General features: G+C 62.9%; 26 protein-coding genes. 16 read left to right on the plus strand and 10 right to left on the minus strand.

What is annotated here, in order from left to right:
• The first annotated feature begins 30 nt into the window (after nt 1-30).
• From ccmA to APH36_RS17455, 14 genes are all read left to right on the plus strand, one after another.
• Complete coding sequence (gene ccmA, locus APH36_RS17390; protein ID WP_060499612.1) at nt 31-663, plus strand: cytochrome c biogenesis heme-transporting ATPase CcmA; 633 nt, start codon at nt 31-33, stop codon at nt 661-663.
• The gene (gene ccmB / locus APH36_RS17395) at nt 651-1,328 is read left to right on the plus strand and encodes a heme exporter protein CcmB (protein ID WP_374754800.1); all 678 of its coding nucleotides are present in this window, start codon (nt 651-653) and stop codon (nt 1,326-1,328) included. The genes ccmA and ccmB overlap by 13 nt, the downstream gene beginning before the upstream one ends.
• 46 nt (nt 1,329-1,374) lie before the next feature.
• The gene (locus tag APH36_RS17400) at nt 1,375-2,142 is read left to right on the plus strand and encodes a heme ABC transporter permease (RefSeq protein WP_016711759.1); all 768 of its coding nucleotides are present in this window, start codon (nt 1,375-1,377) and stop codon (nt 2,140-2,142) included.
• Entirely contained in the window at nt 2,139-2,315 is a 177-nt protein-coding gene (ccmD, locus tag APH36_RS17405) for a heme exporter protein CcmD (protein WP_012273475.1), read from the plus strand. Before APH36_RS17400 ends, ccmD begins: the two co-directional genes overlap by 4 nt.
• The gene (gene ccmE / locus APH36_RS17410) at nt 2,312-2,767 is read left to right on the plus strand and encodes a cytochrome c maturation protein CcmE (protein ID WP_060499613.1); all 456 of its coding nucleotides are present in this window, start codon (nt 2,312-2,314) and stop codon (nt 2,765-2,767) included. The genes ccmD and ccmE overlap by 4 nt, the downstream gene beginning before the upstream one ends.
• Nucleotides 2,764-4,752, plus strand: a complete 1,989-nt coding sequence (locus APH36_RS17415) for a heme lyase CcmF/NrfE family subunit (RefSeq protein WP_019096398.1) — start codon at nt 2,764-2,766, stop codon at nt 4,750-4,752. The genes ccmE and APH36_RS17415 overlap by 4 nt, the downstream gene beginning before the upstream one ends.
• A complete protein-coding gene (locus APH36_RS17420; protein WP_060499614.1) occupies nt 4,749-5,285 on the plus strand; it encodes a DsbE family thiol:disulfide interchange protein in 537 nt (178 codons plus the stop codon). The genes APH36_RS17415 and APH36_RS17420 overlap by 4 nt, the downstream gene beginning before the upstream one ends.
• A complete protein-coding gene (locus tag APH36_RS17425) occupies nt 5,282-5,758 on the plus strand; it encodes a cytochrome c-type biogenesis protein (RefSeq protein WP_060499615.1) in 477 nt (158 codons plus the stop codon). Before APH36_RS17420 ends, APH36_RS17425 begins: the two co-directional genes overlap by 4 nt.
• A complete protein-coding gene (gene ccmI / locus APH36_RS17430) occupies nt 5,751-6,944 on the plus strand; it encodes a c-type cytochrome biogenesis protein CcmI (RefSeq protein WP_060499616.1) in 1,194 nt (397 codons plus the stop codon). The genes APH36_RS17425 and ccmI overlap by 8 nt, the downstream gene beginning before the upstream one ends.
• Before the next feature lie 12 nt (nt 6,945-6,956).
• Nucleotides 6,957-7,373 (plus strand): hypothetical protein, encoded by a 417-nt coding sequence (locus tag APH36_RS17435; RefSeq protein WP_060499617.1) that lies wholly within the window; start codon nt 6,957-6,959, stop codon nt 7,371-7,373.
• 455 nt (nt 7,374-7,828) lie between these two features.
• Nucleotides 7,829-8,617: a PhzF family phenazine biosynthesis protein gene (locus APH36_RS17440; protein ID WP_060499618.1), complete on the plus strand. Its 789-nt coding sequence runs from the start codon at nt 7,829-7,831 to the stop codon at nt 8,615-8,617.
• Between the two features lie 54 nt (nt 8,618-8,671).
• On the plus strand, nt 8,672-9,079 hold the full coding sequence (locus APH36_RS17445; RefSeq protein ID WP_060499619.1) for a GFA family protein: 408 nt from the start codon (nt 8,672-8,674) through the stop codon (nt 9,077-9,079).
• 112 nt (nt 9,080-9,191) lie between these two features.
• Entirely contained in the window at nt 9,192-9,530 is a 339-nt protein-coding gene (locus APH36_RS17450; RefSeq protein WP_019099528.1) for an FKBP-type peptidyl-prolyl cis-trans isomerase, read from the plus strand.
• A 234-nt stretch (nt 9,531-9,764) separates the two neighbouring features.
• Nucleotides 9,765-10,427, plus strand: a complete 663-nt coding sequence (locus APH36_RS17455; protein ID WP_060499620.1) for a hypothetical protein — start codon at nt 9,765-9,767, stop codon at nt 10,425-10,427.
• Nucleotides 10,428-10,522: 95 nt separating this feature from the next.
• On the opposite strand, the gene APH36_RS17460 is transcribed toward APH36_RS17455, so the two are convergent.
• The 3 genes from APH36_RS17460 to APH36_RS17475 form a co-directional block, all read right to left on the minus strand.
• Nucleotides 10,523-11,251, minus strand: a complete 729-nt coding sequence (locus APH36_RS17460) for an aspartate/glutamate racemase family protein (protein WP_060499621.1) — start codon at nt 11,249-11,251, stop codon at nt 10,523-10,525.
• A 16-nt stretch (nt 11,252-11,267) separates the two neighbouring features.
• Nucleotides 11,268-12,800, minus strand: coding sequence for an NCS1 family nucleobase:cation symporter-1 (locus tag APH36_RS17465; protein ID WP_060499622.1), 1,533 nt, complete (start codon nt 12,798-12,800; stop codon nt 11,268-11,270).
• Nucleotides 12,801-13,254: 454 nt separating this feature from the next.
• Nucleotides 13,255-13,692: an Lrp/AsnC family transcriptional regulator gene (locus APH36_RS17475; protein ID WP_043197208.1), complete on the minus strand. Its 438-nt coding sequence runs from the start codon at nt 13,690-13,692 to the stop codon at nt 13,255-13,257.
• A 133-nt stretch (nt 13,693-13,825) separates the two neighbouring features.
• Here APH36_RS17475 and APH36_RS17480 point away from each other — a divergent pair, with 133 nt between their 5' ends.
• Nucleotides 13,826-14,722 (plus strand): DMT family transporter, encoded by an 897-nt coding sequence (locus APH36_RS17480; RefSeq protein ID WP_060499624.1) that lies wholly within the window; start codon nt 13,826-13,828, stop codon nt 14,720-14,722.
• A 33-nt stretch (nt 14,723-14,755) separates the two neighbouring features.
• The gene (locus APH36_RS17485; protein WP_060499625.1) at nt 14,756-15,682 is read left to right on the plus strand and encodes a class I SAM-dependent methyltransferase; all 927 of its coding nucleotides are present in this window, start codon (nt 14,756-14,758) and stop codon (nt 15,680-15,682) included.
• Nucleotides 15,683-15,759: 77 nt separating this feature from the next.
• On the opposite strand, the gene APH36_RS17490 is transcribed toward APH36_RS17485, so the two are convergent.
• The 7 genes from APH36_RS17490 to hyi form a co-directional block, all read right to left on the minus strand.
• The gene (locus tag APH36_RS17490) at nt 15,760-16,758 is read right to left on the minus strand and encodes a sulfate ABC transporter substrate-binding protein (protein ID WP_060499626.1); all 999 of its coding nucleotides are present in this window, start codon (nt 16,756-16,758) and stop codon (nt 15,760-15,762) included.
• Nucleotides 16,759-16,850: 92 nt separating this feature from the next.
• On the minus strand, nt 16,851-17,675 hold the full coding sequence (locus APH36_RS17495; protein WP_060499627.1) for an ion transporter: 825 nt from the start codon (nt 17,673-17,675) through the stop codon (nt 16,851-16,853).
• Nucleotides 17,676-17,720: 45 nt separating this feature from the next.
• Entirely contained in the window at nt 17,721-18,593 is an 873-nt protein-coding gene (locus APH36_RS17500) for an urea transporter (RefSeq protein WP_060499628.1), read from the minus strand.
• A gap of 186 nt (nt 18,594-18,779) precedes the next feature.
• The gene (pyk, locus tag APH36_RS17505) at nt 18,780-20,195 is read right to left on the minus strand and encodes a pyruvate kinase (RefSeq protein ID WP_060499629.1); all 1,416 of its coding nucleotides are present in this window, start codon (nt 20,193-20,195) and stop codon (nt 18,780-18,782) included.
• Nucleotides 20,192-21,466 carry a glycerate kinase gene (locus APH36_RS17510; protein ID WP_060499630.1) on the minus strand — a complete coding sequence of 425 codons (1,275 nt, stop codon included), beginning with the start codon at nt 21,464-21,466 and terminating at the stop codon, nt 20,192-20,194. The genes pyk and APH36_RS17510 overlap by 4 nt, the downstream gene beginning before the upstream one ends.
• 217 nt (nt 21,467-21,683) lie before the next feature.
• A complete protein-coding gene (locus APH36_RS17515; RefSeq protein WP_060499631.1) occupies nt 21,684-22,577 on the minus strand; it encodes a 2-hydroxy-3-oxopropionate reductase in 894 nt (297 codons plus the stop codon).
• A gap of 152 nt (nt 22,578-22,729) precedes the next feature.
• Nucleotides 22,730-23,512 carry a hydroxypyruvate isomerase gene (hyi, locus tag APH36_RS17520; protein ID WP_060499632.1) on the minus strand — a complete coding sequence of 261 codons (783 nt, stop codon included), beginning with the start codon at nt 23,510-23,512 and terminating at the stop codon, nt 22,730-22,732.
• Nucleotides 23,513-23,530: the final 18 nt, after the last annotated feature.

Genomic DNA, 23,530 nt, shown 5'->3' on the forward strand with positions numbered 1-23,530 from the left:
CCTGAAGCCCTACAAAGATAAGGCGAAACCGTGACCCTTCACCTCCAAGCCGCAGGCCTGGCCTGCGAGCGCGACTGGCGCCTGTTATTCGAGCAGCTCGATTTCGAGTTGGGTGCCGGCGACATGCTGCAGATCAGCGGCCCGAACGGCAGCGGCAAGACCAGCCTGCTGCGTCTGCTGGCCGGGCTGATGCAGCCGACTGCCGGGCAGATCCTGCTGGGCGGTAAGCCACTGGCTGAGCAGCGCCATGCCCTGGCCAGCATCCTGTTGTGGATCGGCCACGCCGCTGGCATCAAGGACCTGCTCACCGCTGAAGAAAACCTTACCTGGCTGTGCGCCTTGCACCAGCCGGCCAGCCGCGAGGCGATCTGGGCAGCGCTGGAGGCCGTCGGCCTGCGGGGTTTCGAGGACGTACCCTGCCATACCCTGTCAGCCGGCCAGCAGCGGCGCGTGGCCTTGGCCCGGTTGCACATGGCCTGCCCGCCGCTGTGGATTCTTGACGAGCCGTTCACGGCGCTGGACAAGCAGGGCGTGGCACAGCTGGAAGCACACCTGGCGACCCATTGCGAACAGGGTGGTACGGTGGTGTTGACCACTCACCACACGCTGGAACGCAAGCCCTCCGGTTACCGTGAACTGAACCTGGGGCAATGGGCGGCATGAGCGTATTCGTCTTGTTGTTGCGCCGCGAAGCGCGCCTGCTGTTCCGCCGTCCGGCCGAGCTGGCCAACCCGCTGGTATTCTTCGCCATCGTTGTGGCGTTGTTCCCGTTGGCGGTCGGCCCGGAAAGCCAATTGTTGCAAACCTTGTCGCCTGGGCTGGTCTGGGTGGCGGCATTGCTGGCGGTGCTGTTGTCGCTGGACGGCCTGTTCCGTAGCGATTTCGAGGACGGCTCGCTGGAACAGTGGGTGCTGTCGCCGTACCCGCTGGCGCTGCTGGTGCTGGCCAAGGTGCTGGCGCACTGGATCTTTTCAGGGCTGGCGCTGGTATTGTTGGCGCCGCTGCTGGCGCTGATGCTGGGGCTGCCGAGCCATTGTCTGCCGGTGCTGATTGGCTCGCTGCTGCTGGGTACGCCGGTACTGAGCCTGCTGGGTGCGGTGGGCGCGGCGCTGACGGTTGGCCTCAAGCGCGGTGGTTTGTTACTGGCGTTGCTGATTCTGCCGTTGTATATCCCTGTATTGATCCTGGGCAGTGGTGCGTTGCAAGCGGCGTTGCAAAATATGCCGGCAACCGGCCACCTGCTCTGGCTTGCCAGCCTCACGGCCCTGGCCGTGACCCTGGCACCCTTTGCGATAGCGGCCGGCCTGAAAATCAGCGTTGGCGAATAACGAGTCCCGGGCTTTCAAGCCCGGCCAATACCCTGGATGTACCCTGATGAAAATAAGCTGGACGTGGTTCCACAAGCTGGGCTCCCCCAAATGGTTCTATGCCATCAGCGGCCGCATGCTGCCATGGCTGGCCGGTGCTGCCGTGCTCCTGCTGCTGGTCGGCATCACCTGGGGCCTGGCCTTCGCCCCACAGGACTACCAGCAGGGCAACAGCTTCCGCATCATCTACATTCATGTGCCGGCGGCAATGCTGGCACAGTCCTGCTACGTGCTGCTGGCGGTGGCCGGGGTGGTGGGGCTGGTGTGGAAAATGAAAATCGCCGATGTCGCCTTGCAATGCGCCGCGCCGATCGGCGCCTGGATGACCGCCGTGGCGCTGGTCACTGGCGCCATCTGGGGCAAGCCGACCTGGGGCAGCTGGTGGGTGTGGGATGCCCGCCTTACGTCCATGCTTATCCTGCTGTTCCTGTACTTCGGCATTATTGCGTTGGGCCAGGCGATCAGTAATCGTGACAGTGCGGCCAAGGCCTGCGCGGTGCTGGCGATTGTCGGTGTGGTGAACATCCCGATCATCAAGTACTCGGTGGAGTGGTGGAACACCCTGCACCAGGGCGCCACCTTCACCCTTACCGAAAAACCGGCGATGCCCGCCGAAATGTGGCTGCCGTTGCTGTGCACGGCGCTGGGTTTCTACTGCTTCTTCGGTGCCGTGCTGCTGTTGCGCATGCGCCTTGAAGTGCTCAAGCGCGAGGCGCGCGCCAGTTGGGTCAAGGACGAAGTGTTGAACAGCCTGGGGCGGAGGGCCGCACAATGAGCTTTGCCACCTTTGGTGACTTTCTTGCCATGGGCCACCATGGCCTGTACGTGTGGTCGGCCTATGGCATCTGCCTGGCCGTGCTGGCGCTGAACGTTGCTGCGCCGCTGCTGGCCCGCCGTCGCTACCTGCAAGAAGAGGCGCGCCGTTTGCGCCGGGAGAACAACCAGTGAATCCGCAGCGCAAGAAACGCCTGTTGCTCATCGTCGGCCTGCTGGTCGGCGTCGGGGTTGCCGTCGGCTTTGCCTTGAGCGCACTGCAGCAGAACATCAACCTGTTCTACACCCCCACCCAGATCGCCAATGGCGAAGCACCGCTGGACACGCGCATCCGCGCAGGCGGCATGGTCGAGAAAGGCTCGGTGCAGCGTTCGTCCGACTCGCTGGATGTGCGCTTCGTGGTCACCGACTTCAACAAGTCTGTACCGATCACCTATCGTGGCATCCTGCCTGACCTGTTCCGCGAAGGGCAGGGCATTGTCGCCCTGGGCAAGGTCAACGCCGACGGTGTGGTGGTGGCCGACGAAGTGCTGGCCAAGCACGATGAGAAGTACATGCCGCCCGAGGTCACCAAGGCCCTGAAGGAAAGCGGCCAGGCCGCCACGGGTGCGGAGGCCAAGCCATGAACGCGGCGCTGGTAATCCCCGAACTGGGCCAGCTGGCGATGATCCTGGCCATCTGCTTCGCCGCCGTACAGGCCAGTGTGCCGCTGCTCGGCGCCTGGCGTGGCGACAGCCTGTGGATGAGCCTGGCGCGGCCGGCGGCATGGGGGCAGTTCGCGTTCCTGGCGTTTGCCTTCGCGTGCCTCACTCATGCCTTCATGACCGACAATTTCTCGGTTGCCTACGTCGCCAGCAACTCCAACAGCGCCTTGCCCTGGTACTACAAGTTCAGCGCTGTGTGGGGCGCCCACGAAGGGTCGTTGCTGCTCTGGGCGCTGATCCTGGGCGGCTGGACCTTTGCCGTGTCGGTGTTCTCGCGCCAGTTGCCGCAGGTGATGCTGGCCCGCGTGCTGGCGGTGATGGGCATGATCAGCGTGGGCTTCCTGAGCTTCCTGATCATCACCTCCAACCCGTTCCAGCGCCTGCTGCCGCAGGTGCCGACCGATGGTCGCGACCTCAACCCGCTGCTGCAGGACTTTGGCCTGATTGTTCACCCGCCGATGCTGTACATGGGTTACGTGGGCTTCTCGGTGGCCTTCGCCTTCGCCATCGCTGCCTTGCTCGGCGGCCGCCTGGATGCTGCCTGGGCGCGCTGGTCGCGGCCGTGGACCATCGTTGCCTGGGCCTTCCTTGGCGTGGGCATCACCCTGGGATCGTGGTGGGCCTACTATGAGCTGGGCTGGGGGGGCTGGTGGTTCTGGGACCCGGTGGAGAACGCCTCGTTCATGCCCTGGCTGGTAGGAACGGCGCTGATCCACTCGCTGGCAGTGACCGAAAAACGCGGGGTGTTCAAGAGCTGGACAGTGCTGCTGGCCATTGCCGCGTTCTCGTTGAGCCTGCTGGGGACTTTCCTGGTGCGTTCCGGTGTGCTGACCTCGGTGCACGCCTTTGCCGCCGACCCGTCGCGGGGCATTTTCATCCTGATCTTCCTGCTGTTCGTGGTCGGTGGTTCGCTCACCCTGTTCGCCCTGCGTGCCCCAGTGGTCAAGAGCCAGGTCGGCTTCGCCCTGTGGTCGCGCGAGACGCTGCTGCTGGCCAACAATCTGGTGCTGGTGGTGGCTGCTTCGATGATCCTGCTCGGCACCCTGTACCCGCTGGTACTCGATGCCCTCACCGGGGCCAAGCTGTCGGTCGGCCCGCCGTACTTTGATGCCTTGTTCCTGCCGCTGATGGCGCTGTTGATGGTGGTGCTGAGCGTGGGGGTGGTGGTGCGCTGGAAGGACACCCCGGGCAAATGGCTGGCCAGCATGATGACCCCGGTGCTGATTGGCAGCGCCATCCTGGCCCCTGTGGCCGGCTTTATCGTCGATGACTTCGACTGGCCGACCCTGACCGCCTTCGCCCTGGCCGCCTGGGTAGTGCTCGGCGGGCTGCGCGACATCCTCGACAAGACCCGCCACAAAGGCCTGCTCAAGGGCCTGCCCGGCCTGGGCCGCAGCTACTGGGGCATGCAGCTGGCGCACCTGGGCCTGGCGGTGTGCGCGCTGGGCGTGGTGCTGTCGAGCAACAACAGCGCCGAACGCGACCTGCGCATGGCCCCGGGCGAAAGCGTGGAACTGGGTGGTTACCACTTCCTGTTCCAGGGCGCCAAGCACTTTGAAGGGCCGAACTTCATCTCCGACAAGGGTACCGTGGTGGTCAGCCGTGATGGCCGTGAAATTACCACCCTGCACCCGGAGAAGCGCCTGTACACCGTGCAGCAGTCGATGATGACCGAAGCCGGTATCGATGCAGGCTTTACCCGCGACCTGTACGTCGCCCTGGGCGAGCCGCTGGAGAACGGCGCGTGGGCCGTGCGCGTACATATCAAGCCTTACGTTCGCTGGATCTGGCTGGGCGGTCTGCTGACTGGCCTGGGTGGGTTGCTGGCGGCCCTCGACCGGCGTTACCGCGTCAAGGTCAAGACCCGGGTGCGTGATGCCCTGGGCGTGTCTGGAGCAGCTGCATGAAGCGTTGGATCATGGTAGTCCCCCTGGCAGTGTTCCTGCTGGTGGCGGTGTTCCTCTACAAAGGGTTGTTCCTCAAGCCCGACGAGCTGCCTTCGGCAATGATCGGCAAACCGTTCCCGGTGTTTTCGCTGGCCTCGACCCAGGGCGACCGCACCCTGACCCAGGCCGACTTGCAGGGCCGCCCGGCGCTGGTCAACGTGTGGGCCACCTGGTGCCCGTCGTGCAAGGTCGAGCACCCGTACCTTAACCAGCTGGCCCAGCAGGGCGTGGTGATTCTCGGGGTCAACTACAAGGACGACAATGCCGCCGCGCAAAAATGGCTGGCCGAGTTCCACAACCCTTATCAGCTGGATATCCGCGACGAGCAGGGCAGCCTGGGCCTGGACCTGGGCGTGTACGGCGCGCCGGAAACCTTCCTGATCGACGCCAAGGGCATCATTCGCTACAAACACGTGGGCATTGTCGATGCCACGGTGTGGCGCGAACAGCTCGCCCCGCTTTACCAGGGCCTGGTCGATGAGGCCAAACCATGAGGCGTTGGCTGGCGGCTGCCGTGCTGGGCATGAGCTTGGCCGGCGTGGCCAAGGCGGCCATCGACACCTACCAGTTCCGCGACGAGGCCGAGCGCGAGCGCTATCAGCAACTGACCAAGGAACTGCGCTGCCCCAAGTGCCAGAACCAGGACATCGCCGACTCCAACGCGCCGATTGCCGCCGACCTGCGCCGGGAAATCTTCCGCATGTTGGGCGAGGGCAAGAGCAACCAGCAGATCGTCGACTTCATGGTCGACCGCTATGGCGACTTCGTGCGCTACAAGCCGGCGCTCAGCGGGCGCACTTGGCTGTTGTGGTTCGGCCCGGGGATTCTGCTGGCCGGCGGTTTCGTGGTGTTGGTGGTGATCGTGCGCCGGCGCCGCGGTACGGCTGTGCAGGGCGGCAATGAATTGTCTGCCGAAGAACGCGAGCGTCTCGCCAAACTGCTGGAAAAAGAACAGACCCATGATTGAATTCTGGCTTAGCGCGGGCCTGCTGCTGCTCGCTGCCCTCAGCTTTTTGCTGATCCCTGTCCTGCGTGGCCGTCGTCGTCAGCAGGAAGAAGACCGCACCGCCCTGAACGTGGCCCTGTACCAGGAGCGTGTTGCCGAACTGGCCGCCCAGCAGGCTGCGGGCGTGCTTGACGAGGCGCAGATGACCAGGGGCCGTGACGAGGCTGCCCGCGAATTGCTGGCCGATACCGAAGGCGCCGAGGCACCGCGCCAGGGCCACTTGGGCAAGGCCTTGCCGCTGCTGGCGGCTGTGCTGGTACCGCTGATGGCGCTTGGGCTGTACCTGCATTTTGGTGCGGCCGACAAGGTGGCCCTGACCCAGGAATTCGCCGAGGCGCCCAAGTCGATGGAAGAAATGACCACGCGTCTGGAGCGCGTGGTGCAGGCCCAGCCGGATTCGGCCGAGGCCATGTACTTCCTGGGCCGCGCCTACATGGCCGAGCAACGCCCGGCTGATGCGGCGCGCACCTTCGAGCGGGCCGTGGCCTTGGCCGGCCGACAGCCCGAGCTGCTGGGGCAATGGGCTCAGGCCCTGTATTTTGCTGCTGACAAACAGTGGAGCCCGCAGTTGCAGGTGCTGACTGACGAAGCCTTGAAAGCCGACCCCAACGAGGTGACCAGCCTGGGCCTGCGCGGCATTGCGGCCTTCGAAGGGGAGCGTTACCAGGAAGCCATCGACTACTGGAAGCGCCTGCTGGCGCAGCTGCCGGAAGGTGACGCATCGCGTGACGCCCTGCAGGGCGGTATCGACCGCGCCGTCGAGCGCCTGGGGGGGGCTGTGGCGGAAGCTCCCCCCGCACCTGCAGCGGCCCGCCTGAAAGTACGGGTGGAGCTGGCGGCGGCGCTGAAAGACAAGGTCAAGCCGGGCGACACCGTGTTCATCTTTGCCCGCGCCAGCAATGGCCCGCCCATGCCGCTGGCGGCCAAGCGGGTGACGGTGGCGCAGTTGCCGATCGAGGTGGAGTTGTCTGATGCTGACGCGATGATGCCGCAGATGAAACTGTCGCAATTTGCCGAAGTCCAACTGGTTGCACGTGTATCGCGCGCTGGCCAGCCTACCCACGGCGAATGGATTGGCCAGGGAGCGCCACTGCCCAGCGCCACCCAGGCTACCCAGCGCCTGACCATCGACAGCCCCGACCAGTAAGAGAGCAATGCCATGCACAGCACCGTCCGCCTGACCCTGATTACCCTGGCCCTGGGTTTGTCTGCGTGTACGGTGCATCAGCCGTATGAGCAGCCTGAACCCCCGATTGAACGCGTGCCGCCACAGGGGCCGGTGGTCAAGCCGTTGCCGGGCGGGCAGCCATCGTCCCAGCCGAGCAAGCCGGCGGCGATTCCCAAACCGATGCCGCGTACCTCGGCCAGCTTTGCGCCACCGCCTGGTGGGGCGAGCCATTGGGACCCTAAACTGGGTGTATATGTGTTGGAGAAACAGCCCAATACCTTCTACCGGCAGCGTACGTATTACCGGTTTGATAACGGTTGGAGCTGGTCGTTGAGCCCGAATGGTCCGTGGCAAGAAACGGATAGCAGTGGTGTGCCAGGGGGGTTGGGGCGGGCGTTCGCTCAATAGTGGGCTTTTGGGGTTTGTCTTGAGTTTTTTGGGGTGTTCGAGATCGAGCGCCGCCCGCGCCTACGTTCATTTCGGGCCAGTCCGTCCCCAGTCCGTCCTATGAGATTCGCGCGCGAACGCATTGGCGCATGGCACAGTATCGAGTTGTACAAACAAGGCGGTCGCGCGCGTCTGTCACAGGCATAACTGGCCCGAAACAAGCGTAGGAGTGAGCGCAGCTCACGATGCGCCGCGCGCGCGGCGCTCGATCTCCCAGGCGTCATGTAATCTCGTCTTACATCTATCGATACAGTACAGTTTTCCGCGAAATTACCAATTGACTGTACTGTATGGTCACTCCGCATAATCCCCACCTGCAGGCGTTCTTTGCAGGTGAGCCCGTCTTGACCCCGGTTCGCGCGTGAATCTCTATCAGCCATCTGCCTGGCAACACCCGGGCAACAAGGAGTGTGTGCATGCAACTCGAAATCTTCCAGGTCGATGCCTTTTCCGCCGAACCGTTCGGTGGCAACCCGGCCGCCGTGATTCCGCTGCAAAGCTGGCTGCCGGACGATGTGCTGCAGCGCATCGCCGAAGAGAACAACCTGTCGGAAACCGCCTATTTCGTGCGCAATGGTGAAACTTACGACCTGCGCTGGTTCACCCCGACCGTGGAAGTTGACCTGTGCGGCCACGCCACCCTGGCGTCCGCCTATGTGCTGTTCGAGCAACTGGGCGAGCAGGCGCAGGTGCTCCGCTTCAACACCCGCAGCGGCGAGTTGCGCGTCAGCCGTGGCGCTGACGGGTTGCTAGCGATGGATTTCCCGGCCAAGCAGCCGGTTGCGGTGGATATTCCGGCAGGGTTGCTGCAAGCGCTGGGTTTGAACCAGGCACAGGCGTTGTACCAAAGCGACGACTATGTGGTGGTGATCGACGATGCGTTGATCCTCGACACCCTGACGCCGGACTTCGTAGCGTTGAACACGTTCGACGTGCGTGGTATTGCCGTGACGGCAGCAGGGCGTGGTTTTGATTTCGTCACCCGCTGGTTCGGCCCTCGGGTTGGCGTGAATGAAGACCCGGTAACCGGTTCGGCGCACACCTCGCTGGCACCGGTGTGGGCGGAGCGTCTGGGCAAGCGGGTACTAAGCTGTGAGCAGGGCGGGGCGCGCAAAGGGCAGCTGCAGTGCGAAGTGCCGGGCAATGGCCGGGTAATCATCAGCGGGCGGGCGGCGTTGTACCTGCGCGGTACCGTCTACTTCTGAGGCCCGTTCAGGCATCTATACTGGCTGGCTCTTTCCCTGTTCAAGGAGCCAGCCATGGCCCTGGAAAAACAAGGCACTTGCCTGTGTGGTGCCACCACGCTCAAGGTCACTGTAGACAACACCCATGTCAGTGCCTGCCATTGCAGCATGTGCCGCAAATGGACTGGCGGCCCGCTGCTGGTTGTGGAGTGCAGCCGGCCCCCGGTGATCGAAGGGCGTGCACCCTCGGTGTATGAGTCGTCTGACTGGGCTCAGCGCGCGTTTTGCGGCCAGTGCGGCACGCACCTGTATTACCGGCTCAAGGCCAACGACTTCCATGCCGTGCCGGTCGGCCTGCTCGACGGTGACCAGGCGTGGGATTTCAACCTGCAGATTTTCGTGGAAGAAAAACCCGCCTGGTACTGCTTTGCCAACCAGACCAAGGAACTGACTGGCCAAGAGGTGTTCGAGCAGAACAGCTGATTGCTCAGCGCGGCCCGGTTTGAAGCGGCGGCATGAAACACCGCGCAAACTTGCAAAACCGGTGCATTCCTGAGAAAAGGGCGGCTTTGTTTTCCCGCGTTGGAGCGTGCCCATGAGCCAAGAACTGCAGATCATCGACCTGGTGGAGGGTGATGGCAAAGCCGCCGTCAAAGGCGCCCTGATCACCACCCAGTACACCGGCTGGCTGGCCGACGGCAGCGAGTTCGATTCGTCCTGGTCACGCGGTAAGCCGTTCCAGTGCGTGATCGGCACCGGCCGGGTGATCAAAGGCTGGGATCAAGGCCTGATGGGCATGCGTGTGGGTGGCAAGCGCAAGCTGCAGGTTCCAGCACACCTGGGCTATGGCGAGCGCAGCGTGGGGGCGATCCCGCCGAATTCGGACCTGACCTTCGAGATCGAATTGCTGGAAGTGCTGACGCGGGATGATTGAACTGCTGCATTGCAACCTCAGGTTCTTGCCGCTTACACAATTGCGCAACACCCATCCCCTAACCTAGGCCTTGCCTAGGGAACGGCATCTACCTCCAGGGAGGAACCAAACGGGTTCAGGGCACTCTGACCCTCACTCGTTGCCAAGGATGGCATTCACTACAAGGGCGCCCAGCAGCTGATGAGGCGATGTGGCGGGTTGATCCGATTTTCTTTGCCACACGAGCCTGCCTTGATGAAGTTGCCAACATTCTTCCGCCGTCGCCGTCACTTGCTGCTGAGCCTGGAGCTTACAGCTGTCGCCGTACCGCTGGCGTTGGAGGCTGTCGAAAGCCGTGCGCAAGCGGTGGATGGCACCCAGACCCTGGTGTTCCTGCGCCATGCCGAGAAGCCGGGCGAGGGGCTGGGCCAGTTGAACTGCCAAGGCCTGAACCGTGCGCTGGACCTGGCCACTGTGCTGCCCGAGCGCTTTGGCAAGGCCGATTACGTGTTCGCTGCCAACCCTTCGCGGCATGTCGAGGAAGGCAGCAAGGACGAAAGCTACAGCTACATCCGCCCGTTGATGACCATTACCCCCAGCGCCATCCGTCTGGGCCTGCCGGTGAACATCGACTATGGCGCCAACGACACCGACGAACTGGCTGACGAGCTGCTGAGCGACAAGTACCGCAATGCAACCATCTACACCGCCTGGTCGCATGGTTACCTCCCGGAGTTGATCAATACCGTGGCCGGCAAGGCGCTGGGTGAAGAGCGGGTGATTACCGATGACTGGAACGGCGATGACTTCGATACCCTCTATGTACTGACCCTGACCTGGCACGACGGCAAGGCCAGCCTGCTCAGCCGTAACGTACGCCAGGGCCTGAATGACGGTGCGCACAGCTGCCCGACCTGAGATTATAGTGCAGCGTTAGCCCGAATGATGAGCTGACCTGTACCGGCCTCTTCGCGGGTTTACCCGCGAAGAGGCCGTTAAAGGCAGCTAAAGACTCAGCGCCCGAACCGCATCGGCCAACCCACCACTTTCTTCGCCCGTGGCGTGGCATAGGTGCGCACCTTGGAGGTACTCAAGCCCATGCGCACCAGCGACTCGGCAATGGTCACCGCCGCGCTCACCCCATCCACCACCGGCACGCCGGTGCGTTGGCGGATCTGCTCGTCCAGCCCGGCCATGCCGCCGCAACCCAGGCAGATCACCTCGGCCTTGTCATCACGCACGGCTCGCTCGGCCTGCTCCACGATGGCTTCCACTGCACGCTGCGGGTCTTCTTCCAGTTCCAGCACGGCCAGCCCGCTGGCCCTTACCGAGGCGCAGCGGTCGTACAGCCCGGAGAGCTTCAAACGGTCCTCTATCAGCGGTACGGTGCGGTCCAGGGTGGTCACCACCGAGTAAGCATGGCCCAGGTACATCGCCGTGCTGGCGGCTGCATCGGTAATGTCCACTACCGGTACGTTCAGCAGCTCCTGCAAGCCTTCACGGCCGTGTTCGCCATAGCCGGCCTGGATCACGGCGTCGTAGGGGCCTTCATAGGCCAGCACCCGGTCCATCACGGCGATGGCAGCCAGGTAGCTCTCGAAATTGCCTTCTACCGACTCGGCGCCAAACCAGGGGGTGAGGCCAATGATCTCGGTGCCGGGGGTGGCGACACTGCGCGCCTGTTCGGCAATGGCCTCGGTGATGGCTTCGGTGGTGTTGACGTTGGCAATCAGAATACGCATGGGTAGGCTTCCTTGATCAATGGCTGCTGTGGTCGACAGCGATGCACTCGCCGCTGACGTCGTGGTAGTGGCGGTTGCGAGGTGCGATCAGCAGGTACAGGGCGGCGGCGATGCCGGCCCCGATCAGCCAGGAGAACGGCGCCACATGCTGGAAGTGGGGTACCAGCGCCAGGACAATGGCCAGCAGTGCGGCCGGCATGAAGGCTGCCACGGCGCGCAGGTTGATGCCCTTGGTGTAGTGGTAGGCACCGGCCGGGTCTTCGCTGTAGAGCTGCGGCACGTTGATGCAGCCTTTGCGCAGCAACCAGTAGTCGGACATGATCACCCCGTACAGCGGGCCGAGCAGGGCGCCCAGGCCCGACAGGAAGTACACGATCACCAATGGGCTGTTGTACAGGTTCCACGGCAGGATCAGCACTGCCACGGTGGCACTGATCAACCCGGCGCGGCGGAAGTTGAGGTGACGCGGCGCCAGGTTGCTGAGCACGAAGGCCGGGGCGACGAAGTTGGCCATGATGTTCACCGCCACGGTGACGATCAGGAAGGCCAGGCAGCCAAGTACCAGGAAGGATGTGCTCGGGATGGCCGCGACGATCTGCGTCGGGCTGTCGATGATCTGGCCGTTGATCTGGAACTGTGCGCCGCTCAGCACCACGGTGATGATGGCAAATACCAGGATGTTCACCGGCAGGCCCCAGAAGTTGCCCACGCGAATCGTCTTGCGGCACGGCGAGGAGCGGGCGAAGTCACAGAAGTTCAGCACCAGGGTGCCGTAAATCGCCAACCACAGCGCACCGCCGGCAAAGATGTTGCGCCACATCTCGTAGCCAGTCAGCGGCTCGGCCACCGACCAGGCGATGCGCGTGTCGGCCTGGAAGTACATGAATACCGCCAGGGCCGAGACGGTCAGCAGGATCACCGGGCCTGCGAAACCCTCGTAGCGGCGCACCATCTCCATGCCGTACGCCAGGATCACCAGCTGCACCAGCCAGATCGACACGAAGCACACCCAGCCCAGGCTTGAAAGGCCGAGGATGCTGTCGTGATCGTAGGCTGCCATGTGCGGCCACACGGCGGTCAGGAGCACGCGCAGCACCACGGAGGCGAGGTAGGTCTGGATGCCGAACCAGGCAATGGCAATGACGGCGCGGATCAGCGCCGGAATCTGCGCGCCGTGGATGCCGAAGGCGATGCGGCTGATGACCGGGAAGGGAACGCCGGTTTTCTGCCCCATGTAGCCGGACAGGTTCATGAAGAAGTACACCAGCGCCGCGCCAATCGCCAGCGACAGCAGGATTTGCCAGCCACCCAGGCCAAGGGCGAACAAGCCCATGGCGAACGAATAATTGGCGATATTGTGCACATCGTTTGTCCACAACGCGAAGATGCTGTATCCACCCCAGCGGCGGCCTTCGATACGGGTAGGTGCAAGGTCGCGGTTATGCAGGCGCGGGCTCAGGGCCAACGCTGGCTGGCTGCCGTCAAGTGTGGAAGCAGGGTGGGTGCTGGCGACGGATAGTTCAGGGGCAAGGTCGAGGCTGCTACTCATTCCGGCGGGCTCCTGATGCACATGGACTGCGATGAGCGGGCATGCGCACGGGCTCGCCATCTCGTCGGTGCAGCTTGGCATCACAGGGTTCTGGGCGCGGCGGCCGGGATTGGACCGGCGTCGCGGGTTATTGTGTATTTATGTTTTGTTTAGTTTGTATACAAAACACGAAGACACAAAAGCGAGTTCCATGCCAAGGAAAGAGCAAGCGTTAAAGGGCTGTCATTTCGAATCCAGGGCTTCGAAAGATAAGCTCATGAAATTCAGGAATTATAAGTTGACCAAATAAACAGGTTTAAATTTTTAGGAAGATAATTAGTTGATCGAATGGTCAAAATTAGTTGCAGGGTAGTGTGTAACGTATTGGGGCGTAACCGGATAAAGTGCACACAAAAATGGCACTTAAGGTGACATTTTTGTGCACAAAAAATAGTCAGGTTTCCTGTGGTACCTCTCAATCCATTGGCGGCAACCGCCGCTTCACCGGGCTCTTCTTGATGATTGCGGTGTTGGTCTCGGCCAGCACATTGATGCGATCGAGCAGGGTATCCAGTTGCTCCATCGAGCGCACATGCAGCCGGGCAATGAAGCAGTCTTCGCCAGTAACCTTGTCGCACTCGGTGAACTCAGGTATCGCAATGATCTGCCGCTCCACCTCCTGCAGCTGCCCCGGCAGCGGGCGGATGCGCACGATGGCCTGCAACTGGTAGCCAAACGCGCGCGGGTCGACCTCCACGGTGTAGCCGCGCAGCACGCCGCGCTCCTCCAGCCGGCGCAGGCGCTCGCTGACGCTGGGTGCGGACAGCCCGCTCACCTGCGCCAGGGCCTTCAGCGAGCGGCGCGAGTCCTCCATCAGGGCATTGATCAGGAGTTGGTCGATAGCGTCAGTCATGGTCACCTCAATAGGTAATTTGCGTTATTTGCCTTGATAGTAAAGGCGCGTATGACAATCTGCCTTCGTTATCCGCTGGATGGCACCCCGGTATCCTTTGCATACTGTTGCCATCGTCAACGGGAGGTGTGAGATGGACAGTTCATTGCGCCGTGGCTCGCTGGAAATGGTTGCTGCCATGCTGATTTCCGGGACCATCGGCTGGTTCGTGCTGGTGTCCGGCCAGCCCGTGCTTGAGGTGGTGTTCTGGCGCTGCGTGTTCGGCGCCGTGACCTTGCTGGTGATCTGCGCCGTTTTTGGCTTTCTGCGGCCGGGAGTGATCAGCCGCACGGCGTTCTTGCTGGCGATTGCCAGTGGGGTGGCGATTGTCGGCAACTGGTTACTGTTGTTTGCCTCGTACTCACGGGCGTCGATTGCCATTGGCACGGCGGTGTACAACGTGCAGCCGTTTCTGCTGGTGGGGCTGGCGGCGCTGTTCCTGGGCGAGAAGATTACCTTGGCCAAGGTGACCTGGCTGAGCGTCGCCTTCCTCGGCATGTTGGCCATCGTCAGTGCCCATGGCACGGGGCAGGGTGGCGGTGAGGATTATCTGCTGGGAATTGCCCTGGCGCTGGGGGCGGCGTTCTTGTACGCAATCGCTGCACTGATCATCAAGCGCCTGAGTGGCACGCCGCCTCACCTGATTGCATTGATCCAGGTGACCACCGGTGTGCTGATGCTGGCACCCTGGGTCAGGCCTGGCGGGTTGCCCGGAGAAATGCCGGCGTTGGCCAGCTTGTTGGCACTGGGCATGGTGCACACCGGCCTCATGTATGTGCTGCTTTACAGTGCCATCCAGCGTCTGCCCACGGCGCTGACCGGGGCGCTGTCCTTCATCTACCCGATTGCGGCGATTCTGGTGGACTGGGTGGCATTCGGGCATCGGCTGGCGCCGCTGCAGTGGCTGGGCGTGGGGTTGATCCTGGTGGCGGCGGCGGGGATGCAGCAGGGCTGGTGGTTCCGTTCTGCACAAGTGGCGGTCAAGGGGTAGAATGGCGGCCTTTTCATTTGTTTGCGACCCACCATGACTTCGCCGATCCACACCCTTGAGCAACACCTGCTCGCCGCGTTCGACCCTGCCCCGCAGGAAACCCGCCGACTGTTCCACGGTCGTGGCCGCTGCTGGGTGGGCCTGGAGCAAGTGACGGTCGACTGGTTGCAGGGTGTGCTGTCGGTCGGCTTGTTCCGCGAGCCACCCGAAGGCCAGCTGGCTGAACTGGAAGCCATGTTGCGTGCCTTTGCCGAACGCCCGCAGTGGTCCGGCCAGGCGATCCTCATTCAGCACCGCTACCTGCCCGACAGCCCGGGCCAGTGGCTGCTGGGCGAGCCGTGCCAGCAGCGTGAGGTGGTCGAGGATGGCCTGACCTACCTGCTGGATCTGGGCGTGCGGCAGAACAATGGCCTGTTCCTCGACATGCGCTACGGCCGGCGCTGGGTGCGCGAGCAGGCAGCCGGCAAGCGTGTGTTGAACCTGTTCGCCTACACCTGCGGCTTTTCGGTGGCGGCGATTGCCGGTGGCGCCGAGCAGGTGGTGAACCTGGACATGGCCAAGTCGGCGTTGTCCCGTGGCCGTGATAACCACCGCCTGAATGGCCACGATGCATCGCGGGTGGCCTACCTGGGGCATGAGCTGTTCAAATCGTGGGGCAAGGTGCGCAAGTACGGGCCTTATGACCTGATCATCATCGACCCGCCCACCTTCCAGCGCGGCAGTTTTGTGCTTACCCAGGATTACGCGAAGATCCTGCGGCGGTTGCCGGAGTTGCTGAATGTGGGTGGCACAGTGCTGGCGTGCGTGAACGACCCGGGGATCGGGCCGGAATTTCTGATCGAGGGGATGGCGGAGCAGGCGCCTTCGCTGGCGTTTGTCGAGCGGTTGGAGAACCCGCCGGAGTTTCCCGATGTGGACCCGGCCGGGGGGCTGAAGGCTTTGGTCTTCCGCCAGGTTTGATGTTGCTCTTGCCGGCCTCTTCGCGGCTAAAGCCGCTCCCACAGGGATCGCGATGAGGCCGGTAAGGCTTACCTCAATTATTGACCGCTATAAATCTGGTCAAACACGCCGCCATCATTGAAGTGGGTCTTCTGCACGGTGCGCCAGTCACCAAAGGTTTTCTCCACCGACAGGAAGTCCACTTTCGGGAAACGGTCGGTGTACTTGGCCAGTACCGTCGCATCCCTTGGGCGCAGGTAGTTGTTGGCGGCGATCTCCTGAGCTTCTGGCGACCACAGGTACTTCAGGTATTCCTCGGCCACGGCCTGGGTACCCTTCTTGGCCACCACCTTGTCCACCACGCTGACAGGTGGCTCGGCCTCGGCCGACACGCTTGGGTAAACCACTTCGAACTGGTCGCGACCGAACTCGCGGGCGATCATTTCGGCTTCGTTCTCGAAGGTGACCAGCACGTCGCCGATCTGGTTGGTCATGAACGTGGTGGTGGCAGCACGGCCACCGGTATCCAGCACCGGCGCTTGCTTGAACAGCTTGCCAACGAAGTCACGGGCCTTGGCCTCGTCACCGCCTTGCTTGAGCACATAGCCCCAGGCGGACAGGTAGGTGTAGCGGCCGTTACCCGAGGTTTTCGGGTTGGGCACGATCACCTGCACACCGTCCTTCAGCAGATCGGGCCAGTCTTTCAGGGCTTTCGGGTTGCCTTTGCGCACGATGAACACGGTGGCCGAGGTGAACGGCGCGCTGTTGTTCGGCAGGCGGGTTACCCAGTTGTCCGGCACCAGCTTGCCGTTGTCGGCCAGGGCGTTGATGTCGGTGGCCATGTTCATGGTGATGACGTCGGCCGGCAGGCCATCGATCACTGCACGCGCCTGCTTGCTGGAGCCGCCGAAGGACATCTGCACGTTGACCTTCTCTTTGTGCTCGGCTTCCCAGTGCTTCTGGAAGGCCGGGTTGTAGTCCTTGTAGAAGTCGCGCATCACGTCGTAGGAAACGTTCAGCAGGGTAGGGGCGGCCTGGGCGAGGTTGCCCAGGGCCAGGCCTGCGGCGAGCAGCGAGGCGGTGAACAGTTTTTTCACGTTGCTTCCTTGTTATGGTTCAGATGTTTGGCGATGTGCCAGCGACTATAGCGTTTGGTTCTTGGGGCTTTAAAGACGAAATGGCTCTTTGCTTATTCGGTTTTCGGGAACAGCACATTCCCACACCGGGAACAGAACGCCGCGCCATGCTCATGGGTCTTCTTGCTGCAAGTCGGGCAATCATGCTGCAGCTGTTCACCACGCATGGCATTGGCCAGCTCGGCGGTAAAGATGCCGGTCGGCACTGCAATAATTGAGTAACCCGTAATCATCACCAGCGACGACAGCACCTGGCCCAGGGGCGTCTTCGGCACGATATCGCCAAACCCCACGGTAGTGAGTGTGACGATAGCCCAGTAGATGCCTTTGGGGATGCTGGTAAAGCCATGCTCCGGTCCTTCAATCACATACATCAAGGTGCCGAACACGGTTACCAGGGTCGAGACCGTGACCAGAAACACGATGATCTTCTGCTTGCTGCCGCGCAGTGCCTCCATCAGGTAATGGGCCTGCTTGAGGTACGGGCTGAGCTTGAGCACGCGGAAGATCCGCAGCATCCGGATCACCCGGATGATCAGCAGGTACTGGGCGTCGCTGTAGTACAGCGCGATGATCCCCGGCACGATCGCCAGCAAGTCGACCAGGCCGTAAAAGCTGAAGGCATAGCGCAGGGGCTTGGGCGAGCAGTACAGGCGGGTGAGGTACTCGGCCAGGAAGATCGCGGTAAAGCCCCATTCGATGGCGGCGAGCAGGCCGGCGTAGCCTTGGTGTATTTCGTCGATGCTGTCGAGGATCACCGTGACCAGGCTGGCGAGGATGATCAGCAGGAGGATTTTGTCGAAGCGTCTTCCAGCCATGGTGTCGGTCTGGAAGACGATAACGAAGAGCCGTTCACGCAGGCTCGCAGGGTTGTTCATTGGCTCGGTCCACAAAAGCGATGGGCTGAGCCTAGGGGTTGCGTTTCAGCTGTGCAAGCGGCTGGCATTGCGCTGTCTGGGCTGGGCCAGATGGTTGCCCGCATGCATCAGCCAGCAGGCGGCGACAAAGGGCGCAGTCAGACCTGCCACAGGCAGCAGCGTGAACACCGGTTGCAGCAGCAGGGCCAAGGCAATTGCCAGCATTGTTACCCACGGTTTCTCACCCTGCCTGCTGAAGGCCAATGCCGCCAGTGCCGCATTGAAACCGTACAGGCCCATCCACGCAGTCTGCGCTTGGTCCGCGAGCAGTGCCACGCCGCCGCCGATGGCCGAACCAATCACTGCCCAGAGCGCTGCATAGGGGTTGGCGATGAGCATGCCGACAATAATCAGCAAGCCGGCCAAGGGCTGATCGAGCAGGAAAATCTGGCCCACACCCCGCGCCAGGGCATAGAGCGGATCGGCCTCGACGAAGCCGCTTGGCGAGGGGCTGGCGAACAGCAGCACGGCCCAGCCCAGCAACACGAACGGCGCGGTATAGGCGATCAGCAATTTGCCGCCGCGCTTGCGCCACTGGTGGGTGATGATGCTGGATAAACCGCCGGCGGCGAGGATCAGTGGCGGCAGCATGACCGACCACGGCAGCACGGCGCTGATCAGCAGGCCAATCAGCACACCGTTGTAGCAGTACAGCCCGGCCTGGCGGTCGGCGCGGTCGTAACCACGGGCCTGGGCGGTGATCAGGCCGGCCAGGGCGCCGAGCAGGGCACCACCGACCAGGTCGGGGGCGGTCAGCAGGATGGCCAGCAGGCAGCACAGGCCGCACAGGGGGTTGCGCAGCAGCAGCACCTGGCTGAAGCCGTTGAGTAACGCCGTGGCCCAGTCGGGGCACGGGTTGACGAAATTTTTGGTGTACATGGGGCAGTCAGTGAGGTTGAAGGAACGCGGTGGGCCTCTTTGGGCCTCGGGTTTTCCGCCGTTGTGTGCAACACCTCTAACCCTGTGGGAGCGGGCTTGCCCGCGAATGCGTCAGTTCAGACAACAGGGTTGTCCCTGCTGGCCTCTTCGCGGGCAAGCCCGCTCCTACAGGAGAGGTGTGATTGCTTAGATCAAGGTCTCGATCCGCAGCGTGTTAGTCGACCCCGGCTTGCCAAAAGGCACACCGGCCGTGATCAGCAGCGTATCGCCACGGCTGGCCATGCCTTGCGCCTGGGCAATCTCCAGCGCAGTCGACACCACCTCGTCCACCTGGCGCAGGCGGTCGTTGACCACCGAATGCACGCCCCACGCCACGCTTAGACGGCGAGCGGTGTTCAGGTTTGGCGTCAGGTTGAGGATCGGTGCCCGTGGCCGCTCGCGCGCAGCACGCAGGGTGGAGGCGCCCGATTCGCTGTAGTTGACCAGCACCGCCACCGGCAGGATGCCGCTGATACGGCGGATGGCGCAGCTGATGGCGTCCGACACCGTGGCTTCGGCTTTCGGCCGGCCAACGTCGAGCTGGGCCTGGTAGTCCGGGCCGTTTTCCACCTGGCGGATGATCTTGCTCATCATCTGCACAGCTTCCAGCGGGTAGTCGCCCGAGGCGGTCTCGGCCGACAGCATCACCGCATCGGCACCTTCGGCCACGGCGTTGGCCACGTCGGTGACTTCGGCGCGGGTCGGTGCCGGCGAGAAGCGCATGGATTCGAGCATCTGCGTGGCCACCACCACTGGTTTGCCCAGCTGGCGGCAGGTGCCGATGATGCGTTTCTGGATCTGCGGCACGCTTTCGGCGGGTACTTCCACACCCAGGTCACCACGGGCCACCATGATGGCGTCTGCCAGTTCGGCGATGGCTTGCAGCTGTTCGACGGCCGATGGCTTTTCGATCTTGGCCATCAGGTAGGCGCGGTCGCCAATCAGTTGGCGGGCTTCGACGATGTCTTCCGGGCGCTGCACGAACGACAGGGCCACCCAGTCCACGCCCAGTTCCAGGCCAAAGGCCAGGTCGTGGCGGTCTTTTTCGGTAAGCGGGGAGAGGTCGAGTACTGCTTGCGGCACGTTCACGCCCTTGCGGTCAGACAGCTCACCGCCGTTCAGCACGGTCGTGTCGATGGCATCGGCGTGCTTGGCGGTCACCCGCAGGCGCAGGCGGCCGTCGTCTACCAGCAGGTCCATGCCCGGCTCCAGCGCGGCGATGATTTCCGGATGGGGCAGGTTGACCCGCTCGCTGTTGCCTGGCGTCGTGTCCAGGTCCAGGCGCAATGACTGACCACGCTGCAGTTGCACCTTGCCTTCGGCCAGGCGGCCAACACGCAGCTTGGGCCCTTGCAGGTCCATGAGGATGCCCAGCGGGTAGTTGAGTTGCTGCTCGACTTCGCGGATCCACTGGTAGCGCAAGGCGTGGTCAGCGTGTTCGCCGTGGCTGAAGTTGAGGCGGAAGATGTTTACCCCGGCCTCGACCAGCTGGCGGATGTCGTCTTTGCCTTTGATCGCAGGGCCGAGGGTGGCGAGGATCTTTACTTTTTTATCAGGCGTCATGATTGGGCAGTCTCAAGGATCAGGATGGCGCGGAAATCGTTGACGTTGGTGCGGGTTGGTTCGGTGACGATCAGCGCATCCAGCGCGGCGAAATAGCCGTAGCCGTTGTTGTTGTCCAGCTCGTCGCTGGCCGACAGGCCCAGGGCCTCGGCGCGGGCGTAGCTGCCTGGGGTCATGAAGGCACCGGCGTTTTCTTCCGAGCCGTCGATGCCGTCGGTGTCACCGGCCAGGGCGTACACACCCGGCAGGCCTTTCAGGCTTTCGGTAAGGCTGAGGAGGAACTCGGCGTTGCGCCCGCCACGGCCGTTGCCGCGCACTGTCACGGTGGTTTCGCCGCCAGACAGGATCACGCAGGGGGCTTTCAGCGGCTGGCCGTGCAGCACGATCTGCCGGGCGATACCGGCATGCACCTTGGCCACTTCGCGCGATTCGCCTTCCAGGTCACCGAGGATCAGCGGGCTGAAACCGGCCTGTCGGGCTTTCACGGCGGCGGCTTCAAGCGACTGCTGGGGCTTGGCGATCAGCTGGAAGTGGCTGCGGGCCAGGGCCGGGTCGTCGGCTTTGACGGTTTCCGAGGCTGGGTTGTTCAGCCAGTCGATGACCGCTTGCGGCGCTTCGATGCTGTAGCGCTTGAGGATGGCCAGGGCATCGGCCGAGGTGCTCGGGTCGGCCACGGTGGGGCCGGAGGCGATGACCGTTGCCAGGTCGCCCGGTACATCGGAAATTGCATAGGTGTAAACGGTGGCAGGCCAGCAGGCCTTGGCCAGGCGGCCGCCTTTGATCGCCGAGAGGTGCTTGCGCACGCAGTTCATCTCGCCGATGGTAGCGCCGGATTTGAGCAGTGCCTTGTTGATCTGCTGCTTGTCGGCCAGGGTCAGGCCCTCGGCCGGCAGCGCCAGCAGGGCGGAACCACCGCCAGACAGCAGGAAGATGACGCGGTCGTCTTCGTTGAGGTTGCTGACCAGGTCCAGCACGCGCTTGGCCACGGCCAGGCCGGCGGCGTCGGGGACCGGGTGGGCGGCTTCGACCACTTCGATTTTTTGGCAATTGGCGCCGTGGCCGTAGCGGGTGACGACCAGGCCAGAGACTTCGCCCTGCCAGCTTTTCTCGACCACTTCGGCCATGGCGGCTGCGGCCTTGCCGGCGCCGATGACAATCACCCGGCCGCTACGGTCGGCGGGCAGGTAGGGTTCGAGGACTTGACGGGGGTGGGCGGCAGCGATGGCTGTGTCGAACAGCTCGCGGAGAATTTTTTGCGGATCGACCGACATGGCAGGCTCCCAATTATTGTTGTTCTGCAGAATCAAAAACGCCCCTGGAACTGCCTCCGTGCAGGCCGAACCAGGGGCGGGTGTTGCTCGGTGTCACTGGCTGACCTGTGGTCGCAGGTCAGTCAGCGTGTGCTTCAATCGCGAGCTTTGCTCGCTCCTACGGGCCTTACGCTGATCTCGTAGGAGCGAGCGCAGCTCGCGATGAGGCCGGTAGGTTTTATTTCTCGTCGCGGATCGAGAAGTTGGCCATGTGCTCCAGGCCTTTGATCAGTGCCGAGTGGTCCCAGTTGCCGCCGCCCAGGGCCTGGCAGGTGTTGAATACTTGCTGGGCATTGGAGGTGTTGGGCAGGTTGATGCCCAGTTCCTTGGCACCTTGCAGGGCCAGGTTCAGGTCTTTCTGGTGCAGGTTGATGCGGAAGCCCGGGTCGAAGGTGCCTTTGATCATGCGCTCGGCATGCACTTCAAGGATTTTCGACGAAGCGAAGCCGCCCATCAGGGCTTCACGTACCTTGGCCGGGTCGGCGCCGTTTTTGGCAGCGAACAGCAGGGCTTCGGCAACAGCCTGGATGTTCAGGGCAACGATGATCTGGTTGGCCACCTTGGCAGTCTGGCCGTCGCCATTGCCACCTACGCGGGTGATGTTCTTGCCCATGGCTTCGAACAGCGGCAGGGCGCGCTCGAAGGCTTTCGGGCAGCCACCGACCATGATGCTCAGGGTCGCGGCTTTGGCACCGACTTCCCCGCCGGATACCGGAGCGTCCAGGTAGGCGGCGCCGGTAGCCTTGATTTTTTCGGCGAAGGCTTTGGTGGCGGTAGGGGAGATCGAGCTCATGTCGATCACCACCTTGTTCGGGCCTGCGCCTTCGGCCACGCCGTTTTCACCGAACAGGACGCTTTCGACCTGCGGGGTGTCCGGGACCATGACGATGATGAATTCGGCTTCCTGGGCCACTTCCTTCGGGTTGGCCAGGGCCACTGCACCGGCGGCGATCAGCTCGGCTGGCGCGGCGTCGTGATGGGTGGAAACGAACAGGCTATGACCTGCTTTCTGCAGGTTCTGGGCCATGGGCTTGCCCATGATGCCGGTGCCGATGAAACCGATTTTAGCCATGACAATGTGCCTCTTTGTATTTGTGATATCTCAAGCAAGCCTTGGCCCCCTGTGGGAGCGGGCTTGCCCGCGAAGCAGACAACTCGGTGGATGGCACCGGCTTCGCCGGTGTTCGCGGGCGAGCCCGCTCCCACAGGGTTCCGAGTTGTTTTTTAGATTGCGTTGTGCGTTTTCAGCCAGCCCAGGCCCGCTTCGGTGGTGGTCTTGGGCTTGTATTCCGCGCCCACCCAGCCCTGGTAGCCAATGCGGTCCAGGTGCTCGAACAGGAAGCGATAGTTGATCTCGCCGGTACCTGGCTCATGACGGCCGGGGTTGTCGGCCAGCTGGACGTGGTTGATCAGTGGCAGGTTGGTTTCCAGGGTGCGCGCCAGGTCACCTTCCATGATCTGCATGTGATAGATGTCGTACTGCAGGAACAGGTTGTCGCTGCCCACCTCGGCCTGGATTTCCAGCGCCTGTTGAGTGGTGTTCAGGTAGAAACCCGGGATGTCGCGGGTGTTGATCATTTCCATGACCAGGCGAATACCGGCGGCTTTGAGCTTGTCGGCGGCGTAGCGCAGGTTTTCCACGAAGGTCTTGCGCACGGTGGCGCAGTCCGGGCCTTGCGGGCGGATGCCGGCCAGGGCGTTGACCTGGGTGTTGCCCAGCACCTTGGCGTACTCGATGGCTTTGTCGACACCGGCACGGAATTCTTCAATGCGGTCGGGGTGACAGGTGATGCCACGCTCACCTTTGGCCCAGTCACCGGCAGGCAGGTTGAACAGCACCTGGGTCAGGCCGTTGGCCTCCAGCTGCTGTTTGATTTCGGCAGCACTGAAGTCGTACGGGAACAGGTATTCGACACCGCTGAAACCAGCGTCGGCGGCAGCCTTGAAGCGGGCCAGGAAGTCCTGTTCGGTGAACAGCATGGACAGGTTGGCAGCGAAGCGAGGCATGGGTTGTCTCCTTGCGTT

The sequence above is a fragment of the Pseudomonas sp. NBRC 111133 genome (genome assembly GCF_001320605.1).
In the GTDB taxonomy this organism is placed as follows: domain Bacteria; phylum Pseudomonadota; class Gammaproteobacteria; order Pseudomonadales; family Pseudomonadaceae; genus Aquipseudomonas; species Aquipseudomonas monteilii.